This is a genomic window from Neobacillus sp. SuZ13, assembly GCF_030123365.1.
Lineage (GTDB): Bacteria > Bacillota > Bacilli > Bacillales > Cytobacillaceae > Neobacillus.
The window spans coordinates 6,062,562-6,085,354 of sequence record NZ_CP126107.1 but is presented as its reverse complement, the minus strand read 5'-3'; the positions used below and the strand labels follow the sequence as shown (position 1 = coordinate 6,085,354).

The 22,793-nt window shown below is 40.5% G+C and carries 23 protein-coding genes; 22 read left to right on the top strand and 1 reads right to left on the bottom strand.

Translation table 11 applies throughout. The annotated features are described in order from the left end of the window. Positions 1–638: 638 nt before the first annotated feature. From rpmH to QNH17_RS29790, 11 genes are all read left to right on the top strand, one after another. Positions 639–773: a 50S ribosomal protein L34 gene (rpmH, locus tag QNH17_RS29840; protein WP_007084526.1), complete on the top strand. Its 135-nt coding sequence runs from the start codon at positions 639–641 to the stop codon at positions 771–773. Positions 774–823: 50 nt separating this feature from the next. Beyond that, positions 824–1,165, top strand: a complete 342-nt coding sequence (rnpA, locus tag QNH17_RS29835; protein WP_283876880.1) for a ribonuclease P protein component — start codon at positions 824–826, stop codon at positions 1,163–1,165. A 150-nt stretch (positions 1,166–1,315) separates the two neighbouring features. Continuing rightward, positions 1,316–2,092, top strand: a complete 777-nt coding sequence (gene spoIIIJ, locus QNH17_RS29830; RefSeq protein ID WP_283876879.1) for a YidC family membrane integrase SpoIIIJ — start codon at positions 1,316–1,318, stop codon at positions 2,090–2,092. Further along, the gene (gene jag / locus QNH17_RS29825; protein ID WP_283876878.1) at positions 2,089–2,712 is read left to right on the top strand and encodes an RNA-binding cell elongation regulator Jag/EloR; all 624 of its coding nucleotides are present in this window, start codon (positions 2,089–2,091) and stop codon (positions 2,710–2,712) included. The genes spoIIIJ and jag overlap by 4 nt, the downstream gene beginning before the upstream one ends. A 286-nt stretch (positions 2,713–2,998) precedes the next feature. Further along, complete coding sequence (gene mnmE / locus QNH17_RS29820; protein ID WP_283876877.1) at positions 2,999–4,384, top strand: tRNA uridine-5-carboxymethylaminomethyl(34) synthesis GTPase MnmE; 1,386 nt, start codon at positions 2,999–3,001, stop codon at positions 4,382–4,384. Between the two features lie 16 nt (positions 4,385–4,400). Beyond that, positions 4,401–6,290, top strand: a complete 1,890-nt coding sequence (gene mnmG / locus QNH17_RS29815; protein WP_283876876.1) for a tRNA uridine-5-carboxymethylaminomethyl(34) synthesis enzyme MnmG — start codon at positions 4,401–4,403, stop codon at positions 6,288–6,290. Between the two features lie 21 nt (positions 6,291–6,311). Next, entirely contained in the window at positions 6,312–7,028 is a 717-nt protein-coding gene (gene rsmG / locus QNH17_RS29810) for a 16S rRNA (guanine(527)-N(7))-methyltransferase RsmG (RefSeq protein ID WP_283876875.1), read from the top strand. 216 nt (positions 7,029–7,244) lie between these two features. Continuing rightward, a complete protein-coding gene (gene noc / locus QNH17_RS29805; protein WP_283876874.1) occupies positions 7,245–8,108 on the top strand; it encodes a nucleoid occlusion protein in 864 nt (287 codons plus the stop codon). A 306-nt stretch (positions 8,109–8,414) separates the two neighbouring features. Next, positions 8,415–9,176 carry a ParA family protein gene (locus tag QNH17_RS29800; RefSeq protein ID WP_283876873.1) on the top strand — a complete coding sequence of 254 codons (762 nt, stop codon included), beginning with the start codon at positions 8,415–8,417 and terminating at the stop codon, positions 9,174–9,176. Continuing rightward, positions 9,169–10,020: a ParB/RepB/Spo0J family partition protein gene (locus QNH17_RS29795; RefSeq protein ID WP_283876872.1), complete on the top strand. Its 852-nt coding sequence runs from the start codon at positions 9,169–9,171 to the stop codon at positions 10,018–10,020. Before QNH17_RS29800 ends, QNH17_RS29795 begins: the two co-directional genes overlap by 8 nt. Positions 10,021–10,106: 86 nt before the next feature. After that, on the top strand, positions 10,107–10,814 hold the full coding sequence (locus QNH17_RS29790; RefSeq protein WP_283876871.1) for a DUF554 domain-containing protein: 708 nt from the start codon (positions 10,107–10,109) through the stop codon (positions 10,812–10,814). Between the two features lie 42 nt (positions 10,815–10,856). Here QNH17_RS29790 and yyaC read toward each other — a convergent pair whose 3' ends face one another. Then, complete coding sequence (gene yyaC, locus QNH17_RS29785; protein ID WP_283876870.1) at positions 10,857–11,477, bottom strand: spore protease YyaC; 621 nt, start codon at positions 11,475–11,477, stop codon at positions 10,857–10,859. A gap of 159 nt (positions 11,478–11,636) precedes the next feature. Between yyaC and QNH17_RS29780 the strand changes: the two genes are divergently transcribed. The 11 genes from QNH17_RS29780 (at position 11,637) to dnaB (ending at position 22,706) form a co-directional block, all read left to right on the top strand. Further along, positions 11,637–12,503: a mechanosensitive ion channel family protein gene (locus tag QNH17_RS29780; RefSeq protein WP_283876869.1), complete on the top strand. Its 867-nt coding sequence runs from the start codon at positions 11,637–11,639 to the stop codon at positions 12,501–12,503. A 14-nt stretch (positions 12,504–12,517) separates the two neighbouring features. Next, the gene (locus QNH17_RS29775; RefSeq protein WP_026568062.1) at positions 12,518–12,715 is read left to right on the top strand and encodes a DUF951 domain-containing protein; all 198 of its coding nucleotides are present in this window, start codon (positions 12,518–12,520) and stop codon (positions 12,713–12,715) included. 221 nt (positions 12,716–12,936) lie between these two features. Then, entirely contained in the window at positions 12,937–14,934 is a 1,998-nt protein-coding gene (locus QNH17_RS29770; RefSeq protein WP_283876868.1) for a molybdopterin-dependent oxidoreductase, read from the top strand. 312 nt (positions 14,935–15,246) lie between these two features. Beyond that, entirely contained in the window at positions 15,247–16,347 is a 1,101-nt protein-coding gene (gene ychF, locus QNH17_RS29765) for a redox-regulated ATPase YchF (protein WP_283876867.1), read from the top strand. A 166-nt stretch (positions 16,348–16,513) separates the two neighbouring features. After that, positions 16,514–16,801 (top strand): 30S ribosomal protein S6, encoded by a 288-nt coding sequence (gene rpsF / locus QNH17_RS29760; RefSeq protein ID WP_026568065.1) that lies wholly within the window; start codon positions 16,514–16,516, stop codon positions 16,799–16,801. Positions 16,802–16,864: 63 nt separating this feature from the next. Beyond that, positions 16,865–17,386, top strand: a complete 522-nt coding sequence (ssb, locus tag QNH17_RS29755; protein WP_283876866.1) for a single-stranded DNA-binding protein — start codon at positions 16,865–16,867, stop codon at positions 17,384–17,386. Positions 17,387–17,436: 50 nt separating this feature from the next. After that, entirely contained in the window at positions 17,437–17,676 is a 240-nt protein-coding gene (gene rpsR, locus QNH17_RS29750) for a 30S ribosomal protein S18 (RefSeq protein WP_098577061.1), read from the top strand. 125 nt (positions 17,677–17,801) lie between these two features. Beyond that, positions 17,802–18,746 (top strand): YybS family protein, encoded by a 945-nt coding sequence (locus QNH17_RS29745; RefSeq protein WP_283876865.1) that lies wholly within the window; start codon positions 17,802–17,804, stop codon positions 18,744–18,746. 25 nt (positions 18,747–18,771) lie between these two features. Next, positions 18,772–20,745, top strand: a complete 1,974-nt coding sequence (locus QNH17_RS29740; RefSeq protein ID WP_283876864.1) for a DHH family phosphoesterase — start codon at positions 18,772–18,774, stop codon at positions 20,743–20,745. Then, positions 20,742–21,191: a 50S ribosomal protein L9 gene (rplI, locus tag QNH17_RS29735; protein WP_144552062.1), complete on the top strand. Its 450-nt coding sequence runs from the start codon at positions 20,742–20,744 to the stop codon at positions 21,189–21,191. The genes QNH17_RS29740 and rplI overlap by 4 nt, the downstream gene beginning before the upstream one ends. 159 nt (positions 21,192–21,350) lie before the next feature. Next, positions 21,351–22,706, top strand: a complete 1,356-nt coding sequence (gene dnaB / locus QNH17_RS29730) for a replicative DNA helicase (RefSeq protein ID WP_144552059.1) — start codon at positions 21,351–21,353, stop codon at positions 22,704–22,706. Positions 22,707–22,793: the final 87 nt, after the last annotated feature.

The following is a 22,793-nucleotide window of genomic DNA, read 5'->3' as shown; positions in this document are numbered from 1 at the left end:
ATAATATCCCTCCTTTAGTACGCAGTCCTAAATTGGCGATTGCGCTTTTCTTTATACCGTCAGTACAACCTATTAATTTATAAATATACGAATCAGTGAATGTGGATAATAAATAATAAGGAAGTAAAGTGGAGTTTCGACAATATCCACCTCTTGTGGACAACTTTCTACAGTACCCTAGGATAAGCTATCCACATGATATCCACAATTTGTGGATAACGTATATATGTGGATAAAGTTATTCAGAGTGAAAACACAAATATAATATCAAATAATTGCTTAAGGTGCAATGCCTTTTCGTAGTTTATCCACAACTATAACAATATGTGTACAGTATTTGTCCACAAGTAGATGTTTTGTGCAAAACCTGTCAATATCTTGTGTGGATAGCTAAAATAATGTCGAAAAAATATCCACAAGGAAATGATGACTTACTAGAAGAGCTAACGTTACAAAATTAGCGATGATCGGACGTGTTCATATAAGAATATAATCTCTGGAAGTTAGCTAATTCATGTTCGATAAAATTTGGAAATGGGAACAATATTAGAGAATGGTTGACAATTTAATGGTGAGGTTATTATAATGAGTAAGACTGTCACTTAACTTGATAGCATCCTTTAGGGAGGTGTCATATAATGAAAAGAACATATCAACCAAATAAACGTAAGCACAGTAAAGTTCACGGTTTCCGTAGTCGTATGAGCTCAGCTAATGGCCGTAAGGTTCTAGCTCGTCGTCGTCTAAAGGGAAGAAAAGTATTATCAGCATAGACCACTGAAAAGTCAGTGGTCTTTTTTCTAATCCGACTGAGGGTGTTTTTATGAAAAAAGAGCTACGTATTAAAAAGAATAAAGAATTTCAAACAGCATTCCAAAAGGGACAGTCTTTTGCCAATCGGCAGTTTGTTGTCTATTCCTTACCAAAAGAGGGACAAGATCATTTTCGAATCGGCTTGTCTGTGAGTAAGAAGATTGGAAATGCTGTAACAAGGAATCGAATCAAACGTTATGTAAGACAATCTATCTTTGAGTTGAGTGAGCAGTTGGCGAAAGGAAATGACTATGTCATTATTGCTAGAAAACCTGCAGCTGAAATGGATTTTTTTGAGGTGAAAAAAAGTTTGACCCATGTTCTGAAAGTCGGTAAAGTTTTGAAAAAGTGACGGTAAGGACATAAGTATGAAGAAATTTGCCAGAAAATTTACCATAATGAAGACAATTCCTTTGCGTAAGTGATAAAATACCTTTGAAATCTAACAAAAAAATATACATAGAGTGGTTTGACTATCTTTATTGTAAGGAGGAAATATTGGTTGAAAAGAAGAATATTACTAGTAGTCGGCTTACTTTCTGTCTTTATCCTGCTGACAGGATGCAGTGAAATAAAACAGCCGATTACTTCGGAGAGTACAGGCTTTTGGAATGAGTACATAGTGTATCCATTATCCTGGTTGATTAAAGAAGGGGCATTTATTCTTGGGGGAAGCTTTGGATTATCGATTATTGTAGTAACGATTCTCATCCGCCTTGCCATTTTGCCGCTTATGATCAAGCAGACAAGAAGTTCGAAAGCGATGCAGGCTTTGCAGCCTGAAATGAAGGCACTACGTGAAAAATATAGCTCGAAAGATCAAAAAACGCAGCAAAAATTGCAACAGGAAACGATGGCCCTTTTTTCAAAACATGGTGTCAATCCAATGGCCGGTTGTTTTCCTTTAATCGTGCAAATGCCAATTTTAATTGGTTTTTACCATGCAATCTCACGAACAAGAGAAATTGCTTCAGATAATTTCCTATGGTTTGACCTGGGAGATAAAGATCCATACTATATTTTGCCAATTATTGCAGGTATCACCACCTTTATTCAGCAAAAATTGATGATGGCTGGCCAAGAGCATAACCCACAAATGGCAATGATGCTTTGGATGATGCCGATTATGATTGTTGTTTTTGCCTTTAATTTCCCTGCTGCACTTTCCTTGTACTGGGTAGTCGGAAATATTTTTATGATTGTGCAAACGTACTTTATTAAAGGACCGGATCTGAAAACGGCAAAGGCATCCGGTAATGCGGGAGGAGCAAAAAAGTGAAACAGGTAACTGCTACAGGACAAACTGTCGAAGAAGCAGTAAAATCAGCTTTAGCTCAATTACAAACCAGCAAAGACCGCACAGATATTGATATTATTGATGAAGGTAAAAAGGGAATCTTCGGGATATTCGGATCACGTCCAGCAGTGGTAAAAGTAACTGTTATCATTGATCCCATTGAGGAAGCGAAAAAGTTTTTAACGCAAGTAAGTGAGCAAATGGGGGCCCCTGCTGAAATAGAAATTAAGCGTGAGGGAAAACATGTTCATTTTATCATGACCGGAGAAAAGATTGCTTTGTTAATTGGAAAAAGAGGGCAAACACTAAATTCGCTTCAATATTTAACACAATTAGTCATCAATCGTTTCTCAAATCAATATTTAACCGTGATTCTGGATGCGGAAGATTATCGGAAGAGAAGAAATGAAACCCTTGTTCAATTAGCTCATCGACTTGCCGGAAAAGCCCTTAAGTCAGGAAAAGATGTAACCTTAGAACCAATGCCTTCTTATGAGCGTAAAGTTATTCATGCTGCATTATCTGATAACAAACGTGTGAAGACATTTTCTGATGGATCGGAACCACATCGCTATATCGTGATTTCTCCAGCGAAAAGATAATATGATAAGTTAAAAAACATCCTATCGATTGATAGGATGTTTTTTTTTGCTTCTGAAAAAAATGTCGAAAAAGAAGTTGTTGATAACCTAAATCTTTTCTCGTTTTTCGTTTTATTGTTATTCACATGTGGATAAGTTAAAATAATAATGGGATAAAAGTGAATTGTGGATAGTTAAAGGTCGAGAAGGTTTACTTTTTCAACAGAAAATGATGTGGTATTCTATTGTTTTGGAGAAAAAATCATTTTTTATATAGATAAACAATTTTTAATGTGAGGTGAAGGAAATGGAATATGATACGATTGCTGCCATCTCCACTCCAATGGGAGAAGGAGCGATTGCTATTGTCCGCTTGAGCGGTGATGATGCATTTGAAATTGCAGACAAGCTATTTAGAAGTATCGGCGGGAAAAAGCTGACTGAAGCAGCCACCCATACGATTCACTATGGACACCTGATCGAGCCGAAATCGAAACAAGTGGTCGAAGAGGTTATGGTTTCTGTGATGAAGGGTCCGAAAACTTTTACAAAAGAGGATGTAGTGGAAATAAACTGCCATGGCGGAATTGTTTCTGTGAATAGAGTCCTTCAGTTAGTGCTGACGAATGGAGCAAGACTTGCAGAACCAGGTGAGTTTACAAAGAGAGCTTTCTTAAATGGTCGGATTGATTTATCGCAAGCGGAAGCAGTAATGGATTTAATCAGAGCCAAAACAGATCGGGCGATGAATGTAGCGCTAGGGCAAATGGAAGGCCGCTTATCGAAGTTGATTCAGAGGCTCAGACAGGAGATTTTAGAAATCCTTGCTCATGTTGAGGTGAATATTGATTACCCGGAATATGACGATGTGGAAGAAATGACCCATAAAATGCTGTCAGAAAAAGCCCATTTTGTCAGGGAGGAAATCAAAAAACTGCTACAAACATCGGAACAAGGAAAAATTTTACGAGAAGGATTGTCAACGGCAATTGTTGGCCGCCCAAATGTAGGGAAATCTTCGCTCTTAAACAGCCTTGTTCATGAAAATAAAGCGATTGTAACAGATATTCCTGGAACAACAAGGGATGTCATTGAAGAATACGTGAATGTTCGCGGCGTCCCACTTCGGCTTTTGGACACTGCAGGGATCAGAGAAACAGAGGATATTGTCGAACGAATTGGAGTTGAGCGCTCCCGTCAGGTTTTACAAGAGGCAGATTTGATTTTGCTAGTGTTAAATTATGCGGAGCAACTGAGTGCAGAAGATGAAAAGCTTTTTGAAGTAGTCAAAGGAATGGATGTCATCGTTATTGTTAATAAAACAGACTTGGAGCAAAAAATCGAGTTTGAGAAAGTATATGCTTTAGCAAGAGAACACAAGGTTGTTACCACTTCCTTACTTGAAGATCGTGGTGTTGATGAGTTAGAGGAAGCCATTGCTTCATTATTTTTTGCGGGATCAATTGAAGCTGGCGATATGACCTATGTTTCCAATAGCCGCCATATCGGCTTATTAAGCCAAAGCTTACAGTCGATCGAAGAGGCGATTGAAGGAGTAGAAATGGGGACACCGATAGATATTGTTCAAATTGATTTAACGAGAACATGGGAATTACTTGGCGAAATCATTGGTGAAAGCGTCCATGAGAGTTTGATTGACCAATTATTCTCGCAGTTCTGTCTAGGTAAATAGAAAGAGGAGTGACAATATGCAATACGAAGCAGGAAATTTTGACGTCATTGTCATCGGGGCAGGTCATGCCGGATGTGAAGCAGGCCTTGCTGCTGCAAGAATTGGCGCAAAAACATTAATGATCACAATTAATCTCGATATGGTTGCCTTTATGCCATGTAACCCATCGGTTGGAGGACCAGCGAAGGGAATCGTCGTTCGTGAAATTGATGCGCTCGGCGGAGAAATGGGTAGAAATATTGATAAAACCTATATCCAAATGAGAATGCTGAACACTGGTAAAGGTCCAGCCGTACGGGCGTTGCGGGCCCAGGCTGATAAATTTGCTTATCAGCATGAAATGAAAAAAACGATTGAAGAAGAAGAAAATATGACCCTAATCCAAGGGATGGTCGAACAATTGATCGTAGAGGATGGCGTTTGTACTGGTGTTATTACCAAGACAGGAGCTGTTTATCGCGCCAAAACAGTCGTCATTACAACTGGAACTTTCTTACGTGGTGAAATTATTATTGGCGACTTGAAGTATTCGAGTGGTCCGAATAATCAACAGCCATCAATTAAATTATCTGAGCATCTCGAAGCGCTTGGTTTTGATCTGGTCCGCTTCAAAACGGGAACGCCGCCGCGCGTCAATAGTAATACCATTGATTACAGTAAAACAGAAATCCAACCAGGTGATGATACGCCCAGAGCGTTTTCTTATGAAACAACGAAATATATTACGGACCAACTGCCATGCTGGTTAACCTATACGAACGAGGAAACTCATCAAATTATTGATCAGAATCTACATCGTTCACCAATGTTTTCTGGAATGATTAAGGGAACAGGTCCGCGTTACTGTCCGTCGATTGAGGATAAAGTAGTCCGCTTTAATGATAAGCCGCGTCACCAAATTTTCCTTGAGCCTGAAGGCAGGAATACACAGGAAGTGTATGTGCAGGGATTGTCTACAAGTTTGCCAGAGGATGTTCAGCAGCAAATTCTTAAATCGATTTCTGGTCTTGAGAATGTACAAATGATGCGCTCTGGTTATGCGATTGAATATGATGCGATTGTACCTACTCAACTATGGCCAACGCTTGAAACAAAGGTCGTTAAAAATCTCTATACTGCCGGTCAAATTAATGGAACATCTGGATATGAAGAAGCAGCAGGTCAAGGCTTAATGGCTGGGATCAATGCTGGTTTAAATGCACTGGGCCGTGATCAGCTAATATTAAGTCGTTCCGATGCGTACATTGGGGTGTTAATTGATGATTTAATTACAAAAGGGACGAATGAACCCTATCGCTTGTTAACATCTCGAGCAGAGTACCGCCTGCTTTTGCGCCATGATAATGCCGATTTACGCCTAACGGAAATAGGCCACCAAATTGGCTTAATTCGTGATGATCGTTATGAAAAGTTCTTGGCCAAAAAAGACGCAATTGAAACCGAAAAGCAGCGCTTAGAATCAACGTTCTTGAAACCGACTGCAGAGGTTCAAGAAATGATACGCAGCATTGGCGGCAGTGAATTAAAGGATGGAATCCGGGCCTCTGATTTATTAAAAAGACCAGAGATGTCCTATCATCAACTTGAAACCATTTTTCCTAGTGAAGTTGCTTTAGATGAAGAGGTAAAGGAACAGGTGGAAATTCAACTAAAATATGATGGGTATATTACAAAGTCACTGCAGCAAGTTGAACGATTAAAGAAAATGGAAGATAAGAAAATCCCTGAGAATATCGATTATGACGCCGTCTCCGGACTTGCGACGGAAGCTAGGCAGAAACTAAAGCTAGTCAAACCGTTATCCATTGCACAGGCATCACGGATAGCTGGAGTTAATCCGGCCGATATTTCCATCTTGCTTGTCTATCTAGAACAAGGAAAGATCGCAAGGGTTTCGAATGAATAATTATGTGAGGAAGATTACTAAATGATCATCGAACAATTTGCAGCAAATTTACAGGAAAAAGGAATTACCCTTACAAGTGTGCAGCTCGACCAATTTGAAAAGTATTTTGAAACATTGGTTGAATGGAATGAAAAAATGAATCTCACCGCGATTACCGATAAAGCAGAAGTATATTTAAAGCACTTTTATGATTCCATTACGGCTTCGTTCTATTTTGATTTCACAAAGCCCTTTCATCTTTGTGATGTTGGGGCGGGTGCAGGCTTCCCGAGTATTCCATTAAAAATTGTTTACCCTCATATTGAGGTGACAATTGTAGATTCATTGAACAAACGTATTTCTTTTTTAAATCATTTAGCTAAGGAATTAAATTTAGAAAACGTTCATTTTGTTCATGATCGTGCGGAAACCTTCGGGGTCAATCCAGAGTTCCGTGAAAAATTTGATGTGGTAACGGCAAGAGCGGTAGCGAGAATGTCTGTGTTGAGTGAGTTTTGTTTACCACTCGTCAAAGTAGGCGGTCATTTTATTGCCATGAAAGCTGCCCATGCCAAGGATGAATTAGGAATGGGTCAAAAGGCAATCACCACCCTTGGTGGGAAATTAGAGGAAATGTTTACTTTTACGCTGCCAATGGAAGAAAGCGAACGGAATATTCTCATCATAAAGAAAGAAAAACAAACACCAAAGAAATATCCGCGTAAGCCGGGGACACCAGGAAAGACACCGATTGAATAAGAAAAACGGAAGCGCACGTTTAGCGGCGAAATACACTAGCCGCTGGGCGTTGGAGCTGGACAGTTATTTAAGTTCAGACATTTATACTGTCTTAATTTTTAGATAAACAATTTGGGGAATCTAACAATTTTTAAAGCAAACATGTTATTCTAGGCAGGAAGAATAGAACTAGGTAGAGAATAAGTAATAGGGAGTTTCGTAAAGGTGGTGTTGGGGATGAAACAATCATTTACACGCTTTTTTGGCCTCGGCGATAAGGGACAACCAGAGGTTGAACTTGAAAAAGAGCTGATTACGGAAAAAAACGAGGAAATCAATAAAATACCAATTGACCATATAGTTCCAAACCGCTTTCAGCCTCGGACGGTTTTTGATGAAGAGAAAATTGAAGAATTAGCGCGAACCATTCATATTCATGGTATTATTCAACCGATTGTCGTGAGAGAATTTGCCATTGGACAATATGAAATTATTGCTGGAGAACGTCGTTTTCGTGCGATGAAAAAGCTCGGTTGGACCGAGGCTCCAGCGATTGTCAAAAATTTATCGGACACAGAAACGGCGTCAGTTGCATTAATCGAGAACCTGCAGCGAGAAGAGCTGTCCCCCATTGAAGAAGCGATGGCCTATGGAAAATTGCTGGAATTGCACAATTTGACCCAGGAGGCCTTAGCACAACGCCTCGGGAAAGGGCAGTCAACGGTAGCCAACAAACTCCGTCTTCTTAAATTACCGCAGCCGATTCAAGAGGCATTATTATCGAAAGTAATTACAGAGCGGCATGCGCGTGCCTTGATCCCTCTCAAGGATCCTGAAAAACAAGTAGCACTCTTGGCGGAAATTATCGAAAAGAACTTTAATGTTAAGCAAACCGAAGAACGTGTGGTTAAATTGCTCGAACAAAAAAATGAAAAGCCTAAGCCTAAACGGAAGGCTTTCAGTAAAGATATGAGAATTGCTGTTAATACAATTCGCCAATCCTTAACAATGGTATCAGACAGCGGAATTAACCTTGATGCTGAGGAAGAAGAATTTGACGAATTCTACCAATTTACAATCCGTATACCAAAGAAGAAATAATAGATAAATAGATACTAGAACCAGACATTTCAAATGTTTGGTTCTTTTTATTTGGGATGTATCACAATAAGTGGTAATGTTTGGATATGGAATGTTTTCTCCCCGCCATACAAGCGATTTGTCTACCAGCTGACATTTGAATATTTTAAGAAAAAATCCAACAACCTATCTGTTTCATGCTAAAATAAAGGAATGGAATTTTTCTTTTATCCAACAAGGTTAAATTAGCCAAATGAACAATATTTTTATAAAATTTAAGAGAATAGCAGAATAAAACTTTGAGAGAATAAAAGGGTAGGTGACATCGTGGGCAAAATTCTTGCAATCGCGAATCAAAAAGGCGGAGTCGGAAAAACGACTACCTCTGTCAACCTAGGTGCCTGCTTAGCATATATTGGAAAACGTGTTCTGCTTGTCGACACGGACCCGCAAGGAAACGCTACAAGCGGGATTGGCATTGAAAAGGCAGAAGTTGACCAATGCATATATGATGTTTTAGTAGATGATGTAGAAGCAAAGGATGTCATTAAATCTACATCGGTCGAAAACTTGTATGCAATCCCAGCCACCATTCAACTGGCAGGAGCAGAAATTGAATTGGTACCAACCATTTCAAGAGAAGTTCGTTTGAAGCGTGCACTAGAAGAAGTGAGAGACCAGTTTGATTATATTATTATTGATTGTCCGCCATCTTTAGGATTATTAACACTTAATGCCTTAACAGCCTCTGATTCTGTCTTAATCCCTGTTCAGTGCGAGTATTATGCGTTGGAAGGCTTAAGTCAATTATTAAGTACGGTAAGACTTGTTCAAAAGCATTTGAATCAGGAGTTGAAAATTGAAGGCGTTTTATTAACCATGCTTGATGCACGGACCAATCTAGGCATCCAAGTCATTGAAGAAGTGAAAAAATATTTTCAAGATAAAGTGTATAAAACCATTATTCCAAGGAACGTACGTCTAAGTGAAGCTCCAAGTCATGGTGAACCGATTATTACCTATGATGCCAAATCCCGTGGTGCTGAGGTGTATTTAGATTTAGCAAAGGAAGTGGTCTCAAATGGCTAAAGGTTTAGGAAAAGGCCTTAATGCATTTTTTGCGGATGCTAGTAAAGAGGAAGTCGTTCTAGAAATTAAACTGAACGAATTGCGTCCCAATCCATATCAGCCTCGTAAAACCTTCCAACAAGAGACAATCGATGAATTAAAAGAGTCGATCATCGAGCATGGAATCTTGCAGCCGCTCGTAGTTAGAAAAAGTATCCGCGGCTACGAAATAGTGGTAGGCGAACGGCGATTCCGTGCAGCAAAAGAGGCAAAGCTTGAAACTGTTCCCGCTGTAGTCCGGACACTTTCGGAACAGCAAATGATGGAATTGTCCGTCCTTGAAAACCTGCAAAGGGAAGATTTAAATCCAATCGAAGAAGGACTAGCCTATCAATTGTTAATGGAAAAATTAAAGTTGACACAAGAAGAGGTAGCGAAGCGCCTAGGGAAAAGCCGGCCGCATATCGCCAACCATATCCGTCTCCTTTCCCTCCCTCAGAAGATCCAAGAATTAATCTCAAGCGGGAAAATATCCATGGGCCATGGCCGTGCCTTATTAGGTCTTCGCCAAAAAGAAAAACTGCCAAGCCTTGTCGAAAAAATAACCAAAGAAGCTTTGAATGTCCGTCAGTTAGAAAAACTGATTCAACAATTAAATGAAAATGTTCCACGTGAAACGAAAAAGCCAGAACCGAAAAAAGATGTGTTTATCAAGGAACGGGAACATGTCCTGCGGGAACGGTTTGGGACGACGGTTAATATTAAACAGAACAAGAATAAAGGAAAAATTGAAATAGAGTTCTTCTCTAAAGAGGATTTAGAACGAATTTTAGAGATGCTTCATCAAGAAGATGCATCCTTATAAACCATCAAACGGTGGTTTATTTTTTTTATCGTATATGATAGTTTAAAAGAAATATATTTCGAAGGTCGAAAAAAGGTGGATGTAAGATGTTTTTATTAGGAACATTGGTGAATGGGCTTTTAATTGTTGTCGGCACACTTCTTGGAAAGCTGTTAAACAGGATTCCAGAAGGAATGAAAGTCACTGTCATGTATGCCATCGGTTTATCTGTCATGGTCCTTGGCTTACAAATGGGTTTAAAGAGTGAAAATTTCCTCATTGTTATTATTAGCCTCGTAGTTGGAGCGGTGGCTGGTGAGGCGTTAAAACTGGAGGATAAATTAAATGATTTAGGATTATGGCTGGAGAAGAAAGTCGGCCCTTCTAATGGAAAAGGCAGTATCTCCGAAGGTTTTGTTACGGCGACATTAATCTTTGTGATTGGGGCGATGGCGATTATTGGCGCGCTTGATAGCGGCATTCGCGGTGATCATGATGTGTTGTACACCAAATCGTTAATCGATGGATTTACGGCGTTAATTTTAACGACAACATTGGGAATTGGGGTTATTTTTTCAGCGATACCAGTTGTCCTCTATGAAGGAGGCATTGCCCTATTTGCGACCCAGATTGACCGATTTGTCCCGCAGGCATTAATGGATCAGTTTATTGTCGAGATGACAGCAACAGGCGGAATAATGATTTTTGCGATAGGCTTAAATTTAACGGGAATGGTGAAAATTAAGGTAGCCAATCTCCTGCCTGGTATCGTCGTAACTGGGCTAATTGTATCAGTTCTTTATAATGTCCAATAAATACAGCAAAAAGGAGCATTCGGTTTGATCCCGTTTGCTCTTTTAATTTGTCTTCTCTTCTTCAAGCCAATTTAAGTTTAACTCTGTCCAATTTTGCTTAGGGTAGAGCAGACTTGCTTGATAGATGCCATTGGCAATCGTTTTAGCCATTCTCATCACAAGATTTAAGCGAGTATTTTGTAAGACAAAAAACTCCATAAACCCGCTGACATTGACGATGCCTGTGATATGTATATCACCGACTGCTGGCAGCTCTTTGTTTACTCCTGCCCCTGGTTTGACAGGACCATTCCCCACTTGAATCACTCCGACATTTTTAACTCTTCCCAGACAAGCATCGATTCCAATGATATAAGGATCAACATGTTTTGCCTGAATTTCCTTTAATTTATCAGCCAAATTAACGGCATGAATCGGTTCATCTAATGTCCCGTACACATAGAATGCCCGCAGGTCCTTTTCTTCTAGTAGTGTCCCAACAAGCGGCCCTAATGAATCTCCCGTGGAACGATCCGTACCAATACAAACAAAGACAATCGGGCGGCTTGTTACAGTAGGAATATTCGTAAGCAGCTCTTCAGCGAGGTTTTCAGCAGCATGCAGATCATCATGACTGATTCGTGCCTTGGCCCTCCTGTCAAAAAAATTGGATTTTAGATTCATTAAGTCACTCCCTAACACTAATAAGTCTTATTAGTATACGGAATTTTCAGTAAATCTATACATAAAGCGGGTAAAAAAGGAAAATTCATAATGCTATTAACTGCATAAAATAATTGCTAAAATAGAATTGGCAAAAAGGTTTTAGAGGATGGTGTCTAAATGACTCTTACACAAAAGGGAATGCAAAAATTACTCGATAAATTTCAAAATGAAGATACATGGCTGGCTCTAGGTGAAGGGCTATTAAAAATTATTGCGATTTTAATTATTACCAATATCTTGATTCGTATTGGAAAATTAATGATCCATAACATTTTTAAAATTAGAAACCTGTCACCGCTAAGTACCTCAGAACGGCGTGAAGAAACACTCTCTCGGCTGCTCGATAATGTCCTTTCGTATGTTGTTTATTTTATTGCCTTTATGATGATTCTTTCTGTGTTAGGAATTGATGTAAAAGCATTAATTGCGGGTGCCGGGGTAGTTGGTTTGGCCGTAGGTTTTGGAGCGCAAAGTTTAGTCAAAGATGTAATCAGCGGCTTTTTTATTATTTTTGAAGACCAATTTTCCGTAGGTGACCATGTTCGCATCGGTCAATTCGAAGGAAATGTCGAAGCAATCGGGTTAAGAACGACAAAAATTAAAAGTTGGACCGGGGAACTGCATATTTTACCAAATGGCAGTATTATTGAAGTAACCAACTTTTCCATTAATAACAGTATCGCTGTTGTAGATATTGCAATCGCCTATGGGGAGGACATTGCTAAGGCGGAGAAGGTAATTGAGGAAGCAATTCAATATATGCCAGCTCAATATGAGGAATTAGTTAAGCCCCCTGAGTTATTAGGAATTCAAACAATGGGCGCTACAGAGATAGTTTTACGAGTTGTTGCCGAAACACAGCCAATGAAGCAGGCTGGTGTTTCACGTATGATTCGCAGGGATATTAAGCTTCAATTAGACGAAAATGGCATTAAGGCTCCTGATCCAAAAGTGGTCATGTATGGCTCTGGACAACCTAAATAAGGGGATGATTTTAAATGGAAGAAAAGGAATTTGCCCTAAATGATGTGGTAGAAATGAAGAAACAGCATCCTTGTGGAACAAATCGCTGGAAAGTCATCCGCATGGGGATGGACGTTCGCATTAAATGTGAAGGGTGCGGTCATAGTGTCCTTATACCGCGGCGAGAATTTTCAAGGAAAATGAAGAAAATATTGGTGAAGCATGAAGAGTAGTTCATGCTTTTTTTATGAAAAGCGGAAGTGCCCGTTTAGCGGCGTATGGACTGGAGCGCTCCAACCGAGATAAAGGAAACACGAAGAGCGTAAGCGATTCGATGTTGACTTATCGTAGGGCGGAGAGCGAAGTACACTAGCCGCTGGGCACTGGAGCCAGACAGTAATCAAATTTCAAAGAAAAGTAGAAATAGAGTTTTTGCATATAGGGGGTGGGAATAGTGGCACAGACACAAATTCGTCAAGCAGCCTGTCCATTAAATTGCTGGGATAGCTGCGGACTTCATGCAACAGTCGAAAACGATCGCATCACAAAAGTGGATGGAGATCCCTCCCATCCAATCACCCAAGGGAAAATTTGTGGACGGGGACGGATGCTGGAAACAAGAACAAATTCCACACAGCGGTTACTGCATCCATTAAAAAAAATCAACGGACAATTCGAGCAAATTTCTTGGGAGCAGGCACTGAATGAGATAGCCGATAAGCTAAGGGATATAAAAGAAGCATACGGGCCAACGGCCGTTTTACACAGCCATGACTATGCGAATAATGGATTATTAAAAAACCTCGACCAGCGTTTCTTCAATTGCTACGGCGGTGTTACTGAGCTTTACGGTTCACTTTGCTGGGGGGCAGGCATTGAAGCACAAAAGTGGGATTTCGGGAATGCATATAGCCATGGACCTGATGATGTTTATAATAGTAAAAATATTATCGTCTGGGGCCGTAATGTTGCTCGGACGAACATGCACTTTTACGAAAAACTGCTAGAGGCGAAAAGATCCGGTGCAAAACTATTTGTTATTGATCCAATCTTTAATGCCACAGCAAAAATTGCTGATGAATATATTTCGATTAAACCTGGAATGGATGGGTTTTTAGCAGCAGGAATTATCAAAGAGTTGCTTCGTTTAGGGATAGAAGATCGAAAGTTTATTGAGGAATCGACCGTTGGCTTTGAGGATGTGCTTCAACTTTTGGGAAGCATTACTTTAGAAGAAATAAGTGAAATGACTGAAGTGCCATGTGAAGTAATGACCCATTTAGCGCATGTCTATGCGGATAAACCGACTGCAACTTTTATGGGGCTTGGCTTGCAGCGTTATCAAAATGGCGGCAATACGATTCGCCTGATTGATGCCCTTGTCGCATGCAGCGGAAATATTGGCATTGCCGGAGGCGGCGCCAATTATGCGAACCTTCAAGTGGGCCAGAGTTTTGTGTTTGAAGAGTTAACCCTCCCTCATCGCAGGCAAAAGCAGCGCCAGTTTTCCATTATGAAACAGGCCAAAGAAGTGCTGGAAGCAATAAATCCAGAAATACAAATGATAGTCGTCACATGCGGAAATCCAGTCACACAGGTGCCTGACACCAAAGTGGTTAAAAAAGCCTTCTCATCTGTAGCAACATTGGTGGTAATTGATCAATTTATGACCGATACCGCGGAACTTGCTGATTATGTGCTTCCAACAACCACAGCCTTTGAAGAAGAGGACATTTATTATTCTTCGATGTATCATCATTATGTAAATTATGGACCGAAGCTGGTCTCCGCACCAGGTGAAGCCAAACCTGACTTATGGATTTGGACGGAATTAGCGAAGCGGCTTGGCTTTGGAGCAGATTTTGATTTTACCAGAAAGCAATTTCTTCAGATGGGCTTTCAAGCATTGGAAAAAAAGGGTGTGACCCTAGAAACGTTAATGGAAAAGCATACAATAGAGTTGCCGGTCAAAGCGATCCCATGGCAAGACCGAAAGTTTCCTACTCCAAGCGGCAAGTATGAATTTACAACACGGAACGGTCATGAACGGTTAACCTTAGCTGTTCCAGAGGAGTCTAAGTGGAGGAATCCACAGTTGGCTGAAAAGTATCCATATAATTTGCTTACGATTCATCCGTTGCGTTCCAATCACTCACAGAACTATCATCTGTTAGGTGGAAATCTGAAACTTAAGGTTGAAGTAGCGAAGAACATAGCGGACGATCTCGGTTTGTTTAAAGACGACCTTGTTAGGGTATGGAATGACCGCGGCGAAGTTAAAGGCTATCTTTCCATCCTGCCAACAGCCCATCCGAACACGATTAATATCGATGAGGGAATATGGAAGCAGTTTGGCGGGTCAGTAAATAACCTGACATCCAGCCATGAATCGGATAATGGTCTAGGCAGTACATTATATGATTGTCTTGTTAATATTGAAAAAATAAACTAACTGCCGCAGACATGCGGCAGTTGTCTTTTTTTATATAAATCTCTATAATTGTGAAAGACTTGTCTTTTTATTATTGGAACTAATTTAGGCTATGTTAATGCTTATTGTTTATTTTAGCACCCTGTTGATTGGAGTGGAGGGCACGAAGACTCCTGCGGGAGGACGGGACAGGGGAGACCCCGCAGGAGCGCAGCGACGAGGAGGCTCCCCGGACCGCCCGCGAACCGCTCGTGCCTGGAGCGGAAATCAACAGGCAAGTTTAACATAGCCAATATTTAAAATAGATCTTATTTTTTTTGAGGAGTGAAATAAATGGCATTAACAGCTGGTATCGTAGGATTACCGAACGTTGGTAAGTCTACTTTATTTAACGCAATTACCCAAGCAGGGGCAGAATCAGCCAATTACCCTTTCTGTACGATTGACCCAAACGTCGGAATCGTTGAAGTACCTGACCACCGTCTCCAAAAATTGACCGAACTGGTCCAACCAAAAAAGACCGTTCCAACCGCATTTGAATTTACCGACATTGCTGGGATTGTTAAAGGAGCAAGCAAAGGGGAAGGATTAGGGAATAAATTCCTCTCACACATCCGCCAAGTTGATGCGATTTGCCAAGTCGTTCGCTGCTTTGCAGATGAGAATATTACCCATGTATCAGGTAAAGTGGATCCAATCGATGACATTGAGGTCATCAACCTAGAGTTGATTCTTGCTGACATGGAATCAGTAGAAAAGCGGATTAGCCGTGTTGAAAAATTAGCTAAGCAAAAAGATAAAGAAGCAGCGGCTGAATTTGAAGTACTTGCGATGCTTCGTGATGCTTTTGAAGCAGAAAAGCCTGCGCGAACCGTTGATTTTACCGATGAGCAAATGAAACTTGTTAAAGGACTTCACCTTTTAACTATTAAGCCTGTCCTTTATGTGGCCAATGTAAGTGAAGATGATATTGCTGATCCATCTGACAATGAATATGTTCAAAGGGTCCGTGAATTCGCCGCTGCCGATAACGCCGAAGTTATCGTGGTGTGTGCAAAGATTGAAGAGGAAATTGCTGAACTCGATGGTGAAGAGAAGCAAATGTTCCTTTCAGAACTAGGAATTGAAGAATCTGGACTTGATCAGTTAATCCGTGCTGCCTATCATTTACTTGGATTAGCGACTTATTTTACCGCAGGTGTTCAAGAAGTACGCGCCTGGACATTCAGAAAAGGAATGAAAGCTCCGCAATGTGCAGGAGTCATTCACTCTGACTTTGAACGCGGCTTTATTCGAGCCGAGACAGTTTCATTTGATGATCTATTAGCTGCTGGAAGTCATACAGCTGCCAAAGAAGCCGGCAAGGTCCGCCTCGAAGGAAAAGAATACGAAGTAAAAGACGGCGACGTCATCCACTTCCGTTTTAACGTATAATAGCTCAAGCTCTGCACATATTGCAGAGCTTTTATTATTGGAAATAACTCATTTCTGTGAATGACATTGCAATAATTTTATTTGTATGCTATAATTTCAACTTGTGAGTAATTAATAATTGCTCCTTGCCCAAACGGGCCGTTTAGACCAAAAGGAGGTGACTGTGATGAATAAGTACGAAATCATGTACATCATCCGCCCAAATATTGAAGATGAAGCTAAAAAGGCTCTTGTAGAGCGTTTTAATACAATTCTTCTTGAAAACGGTGCGGAAACTGCTGAAACAAAGGATTGGGGTAAGCGTCGTTTAGCATATGAAATCAACGATTTCCGCGACGGATACTACGAAATCACTAAAACAACATCTTCAGCTGCTGCAGTACAAGAATTTTCTCGTCTTGCAAAAATCAGCGAAGATATCATTCGCCACTTAGTAATTAGAGAAGACGCTTAATATAGATCTTGGTAAAAATGTTTCACGCGGAACATTTTTCCAAATAAAAAGGAGTTGATTCTGATGATGAATCGTGTCGTACTTGTTGGCCGTTTAACAAAAGATCCTGATTTGCGTTATACACCAAATGGGGTCCCTGTTGCTACCTTTACTCTAGCTGTTAATCGACCATTTTCTAGTCAATCAGGTGAACGTGAAGCAGACTTTATTAACTGTGTTGTTTGGCGTAAACCTGCTGAAAATGTAGCAAACTTCTTGAAAAAAGGAAGCCTTGCAGGTGTGGATGGCCGAATTCAAACCCGCAACTATGAAGGACAAGATGGTAAACGTGTCTATGTTACAGAGGTACAAGCTGAAAGTGTTCAGTTCTTAGAACCTAGAAACGCATCTGGCGGCGGTGGCGGAAGAAGCGATTACGATCAATTCGGTGCTCCTCCGAGGGAACCACAAGGTAATCCTTATGGAGGCGGCAATCAGAATCAACGTCAAAATCAAAACACGAATAAAGGTTACACAAGAATGGACGAGGATCCGTTTGCTGGTAATGGTCAGATTGATATTTCCGATGACGACCTTCCATTCTAACCAACCTTAATTGAACGATAACATTAATAATGAAAAAGGAGGGAATTTTCATGGCAGGAGGACGCAAAGGCGGTCGCGCAAAACGTCGTAAGGTGTGCTATTTCACATCAAATGGTATCACTAAAATCGACTATAAAGATGTAGATCTTCTTAAGAAATTTATCTCTGAGCGTGGAAAGATTTTACCACGTCGTGTAACTGGTACTAGCGCTAAATACCAACGTAAATTAACAGTTGCAATCAAACGTTCACGTCAAATGGCATTACTTCCATTTGTTGCAGGTGAATAATAAATAAATGGAAAAGGCAGTAAGGGTTCTCCCTGCTGCCTTTTTCTTATACTCGTAAACTTGTGTCGAGCAGATTATCTCGGGTAAAATAAAGATTAGTGTTTTATATGTTTAGGGGTGAAAGTGTGAAAGATGTACGCAAGCTAACGGAGGGTGCCATCCTCTTGGCAGCTTTTGCTGCGTTATTATTAGTAACCATGTATATTCCTCTCGTAGGAGCGATTGTAAACCTAGTATTGCCGCTTCCGTTTATTATCTTTTCTTATAAAAATGGTCCGAAACTGATTGCCGCTTTCGCAGTAGCAGCAATTTTTATTTCGTTCATTGCCGGGTCTATACTAGGACTTGGAATCATGCTTATATACGGTACCGTTGGTCTGGTTATTGGCTATTTGCTCCAAAAAGGTAAGAGTCGAGCATTCATTTTGATTGCTGGTTCCCTCACGATGATGGCTGGACTAGTTATCATGTATGCCGTCACTGTTTCTTTTATGAAAATAGATATTATCCATGAACTAACAGTGGCCTTAAATGAATCAGTTAAAAACTCTGAGGAAATGCTGAAAGCAATGGGTAGAGAAGATCAAATTGCAAAAATAAAAGAGCAAAATTCCCTTATGCTTAAGCAAATCGTAACGCTGGCACCAAGTGCGCTTATTTTCGCTGCCATTTTGCTTACCTTTATTACTCAGTGGATTTGTTTTCCAATTGCGAAGCGATTTGGTGTAAACGTTCAACCATGGGGCCATTTTCGTAACCTTGCCCTTCCTAAAAGTCTGTTGTGGTATTATTTAATTGCCTTGGGGGCAATGCTCTTATTTCATCCACAAGAAGGAACCTACATATATTCTGTTTTAATCAATGCAAGATCCGTTCTAGAGACGTTTATCCTCCTGCAGGGGGTTGCGCTTTTATTTTTTCTTTTCCACCAAAAGTCTGTTGCGAAGGGGCTTGGCGTGTTTGTAGTAATTCTTACTTTCATGATTCCGTTGGTCCGTTATATAATAATGTTATTAGGCATTACTGATTTAGGCTTTAACTTTCGAAAGCAATTTGAAAAGAAAGAGTAAGATTCACGACTAGGAGCTGAAAATTTTGCCTGCATTTTTAGAAAAGCGGTCCATTCGTTACCCTTTTTATGGGTTAATTGCTGTCACAGTGGTACTGCTCATTATCCTGTATTTATATAACAGGATATTAAGTGTAGCAGGACTGTTATTAATGTTTTTCCCCATTTACTATATGTTTGTGGTCGATCGGCGCCAACGAAAAGAAATGGAAGAGTATATCTCAACCCTTTCCTACCGCGTAAAACGAGTTGGTGAAGAAGCGCTGATGGAAATGCCAATTGGGATTATGCTTATTAATGATGAGTATTATATTGAGTGGACCAATCCATTCCTAGCTTCTTGTTTTGATCAGGATACCTTGGTGGGAAGATCACTGTATGATGTCGCCGATACCCTGATACCGCTAATTAAACAGGAAGTAGAAACAGAGATCATTACTCTTCATGAACGGAAATTTCGCGTCATTCATAGACGTGAGGAACGGCTTTTATACTTTTTCGATGTGACCGAACAAAAAGAAATCGAGAAAATGTATCACAATGACAGGACTGTTATTTCCATTATCTTTTTAGATAATTATGATGACCTTACTCAGGGGATGGATGACCAAATGCGTGGCAGCATCAATAATCTGGTCACGTCTATCCTAAATAAATGGGCCCAGGATAATGGGATATTTTTAAAAAGAATTTCCTCCGAACGGTTTATTGCTGTATTCAGTGAAGGAATTCTTCAAAAGCTGGAAAAAGGAAAATTTACTATCCTTGATGAAGTCAGAGAAATGACTTCTAAGCAAAATGTATCCTTTACCTTAAGTATCGGCGTCGGAACTGGTGTAACTTCCCTTCCAGAGTTAGGTGGTCTAGCCCAATCGAGCTTGGACTTAGCCCTAGGCAGGGGCGGCGACCAAGTAGCGATTAAATTGCCGAGTGGCAAGGTGAAGTTTTATGGCGGCAAAACCAATCCAATTGAAAAGCGCACAAGAGTCAGAGCGCGCGTTATTTCACATGCCTTAAGGGATTTAATTATCGCCAGTGATAAAGTGATCATCATGGGTCATAAAAATCCAGACATGGATTCGATTGGTGCCAGTATTGGCATCTATAAAGTCGCGCAAATGAATCAGAAAGATGCCTATATCGTTGTTAACACGCAGGACATGGAAAATGGAGTTAAACGGTTAATGGCAGAAATACGACAGCAAGAGCAGTTGTTTGCCCACTTTATTGGACCAGAAGAGGCGCTCGAAATTGCTATGGATAAGACTTTACTCGTTGTCGTTGATACGCATAAACCGTCCATGGTCATTGAAGAACGTCTTCTCAATAAAATTGACAATAAGGTTGTCATTGATCATCATCGCCGCGGTGAAGATTTTATTGCCAATCCTCTCCTTGTTTATATGGAGCCTTATGCCTCATCGACATCAGAACTAGTGACAGAGTTCCTTGAATATCAGCCAAAACGAGGTAAAATTGAAATGATTGAAGCGACGGCACTCTTAGCAGGAATCATCGTGGATACCAAAAGCTTTACTCTTAGAACAGGCTCAAGGACGTTTGATGCGGCCTCCTATCTACGAGCACATGGAGCAGATACCATCCTCGTTCAAAAGTTTTTGAAGGAAGATGTGGATACATATATTAAGAGGTCCAAGTTAATTGAGTCTGTTATTTTTTACCGCGAAGGGGTTGCCATTGCGAAAGGCACAGAAAATGAATTCAACGATCAGGTGATTATTGCCCAAGCAGCAGACACCTTATTAACAATGGATGGGGTGATTGCCTCCTTTGTTATTTCAGAACGCAGTGAAGGTGTGATTGGCATTAGTGCAAGGTCGCTTGGAAACATCAATGTCCAAGTCATCATGGAAAGTCTAAAAGGCGGCGGACATCTAACGAACGCTGCCACACAACTGACTGGTTTATCAATTGCAGAAACAGAAAACCAATTAAAGCTAGCAATAGATGATTATTTTGAAGGAGTGAAAAAGGAATGAAAGTAATTTTTTTAAAAGACGTAAAAGGTAAAGGAAAAAAAGGTGAAGTGAAGAATGTAGCAGACGGTTATGCTCATAATTTTCTTCTTAAACAAGGTTTAGCAAAGGAAGCGAATAATGCCAATATCAGTACGCTTGATGCTCAAAAAAAGAAGGAAGCAAAGCAAGCGGAAGAAGAATTAGCGGAAGCCCAAAAATTAAAAGAAGTATTGGATCAAATCACGGTTCAATTAACTGCTAAAGCAGGTGAAGGCGGCCGTTTATTTGGCTCCATTACAACAAAGCAAATTGCAGAAGAATTACAAAAGAAACATGGGATCAAAATCGATAAACGTAAGATGGAATTAGCAGATGCCATTCGCACGCTTGGCCACACAAAGGTTCCAGTGAAACTTCATCACGAAGTGGTTGCAACTTTAACAGTTTCTGTGACAGAAGTAAAATAAAAATTTTCCCAGTGCGAAATGGTTCTGGAACATGATAGAATAGAAAAGTAATCAACGCGATGTGATCGGTCTTAGCTGGTCACTTTTTCTTTTGTTTTTAGGGAAATGATAGTTTTTGATAATAAATGATCCTCTTCATGATAGGAGGTTTTTTGATATATGAATGACTTATATGCAGATCGTATGCCACCGCAAAATATTGAAGCCGAGCAGGCTGTTTTAGGGGCTATTTTCTTAGAGCCTTCCTCTCTCGTACTAGCTTCTGAAATTTTAATCCCTGAGGATTTTTATCGTGCTGCCCACCAAAAAATATTTAACGTGATGCTTACTCTTAATGATCAAGGGAAAGCAGTTGACCTTGTAACGGTAACAGAGGAACTTGCGGCTGCCAAACTGATTGAAGATACAGGCGGGGTTAGTTATTTAGGAGAATTGGCCGCTTCGGTTCCGACAGCAGCTAATATTGAATATTATGCGAGAATAGTAGAAGAAAAATCCTTACTTAGAAGATTAATTCGCACCGCAACGAACATTGCATCCGATGGATATTCTCGTGAGGATGAGGTTGAGGCGCTTTTAAGTGAAGCAGAAAAAAATATTATGGCCGTGGCGCAACGGAAGAATGCTGGTGCTTTCCATAATATTAAAGATGTACTTGTTCGGACGTATGACAATATTGAAGAAATGCATAACCGCGTCGGAGACATTACGGGGATTTCCACCGGATTCGCTGAACTAGATCGAATGACGGCTGGATTCCAGCGAAATGATTTAATCATTGTTGGAGCCCGTCCTTCCGTGGGTAAAACGGCTTTCGCCTTAAACATCGCCGCTAACGTAGCGACAAAAACGGGTGAAAATGTTGCGATATTTAGTCTTGAGATGGGTGCCGAACAGCTGGTCATGCGTATGCTTTGTTCGGAAGGAAACATCGATGCCCAGCGCCTTCGTACCGGTTCCCTTACGGATGAAGACTGGGGTAAACTAACGATGGCAATGGGAAGTCTTTCGAATTCAGGGATATTTATTGATGATACTCCAGGGGTTCGCATCAGTGATATCCGTTCGAAATGCCGTCGCTTGCAGCAAGAGCATGGTTTAGGGATGATCCTAATTGATTACTTGCAGTTGATTTTAGGAAGCGGCCGTTCGGGCGAGAACCGTCAGCAGGAAGTTTCTGAGATCTCTCGTTCTTTAAAGCAGTTAGCCCGTGAGCTGAAAGTCCCTGTTATTGCCCTTTCACAGCTATCCCGTGGTGTGGAACAGCGTCAAGATAAGCGTCCGATGATGTCTGATATTCGTGAATCAGGGAGTATCGAGCAGGATGCCGATATCGTGGCGTTCTTGTATCGTGATGACTACTATGATAAGGAATCAGAGAATAAGAACATCATTGAAATCATTATAGCTAAGCAGCGTAATGGTCCAACAGGAACGGTATCGTTGGCCTTTGTAAAAGAATACAATAAGTTCGTCAACCTCGAGACACGGTATGAAGATGCTCCTGGTGCGTAGTGGCTAGCCAAAATTATTTGGCTAGCCTTTTTTGTGCTCATGGCACCCGTGGTTTGAGAAAAAAGTCAAACGGTGACCATAGGGGTC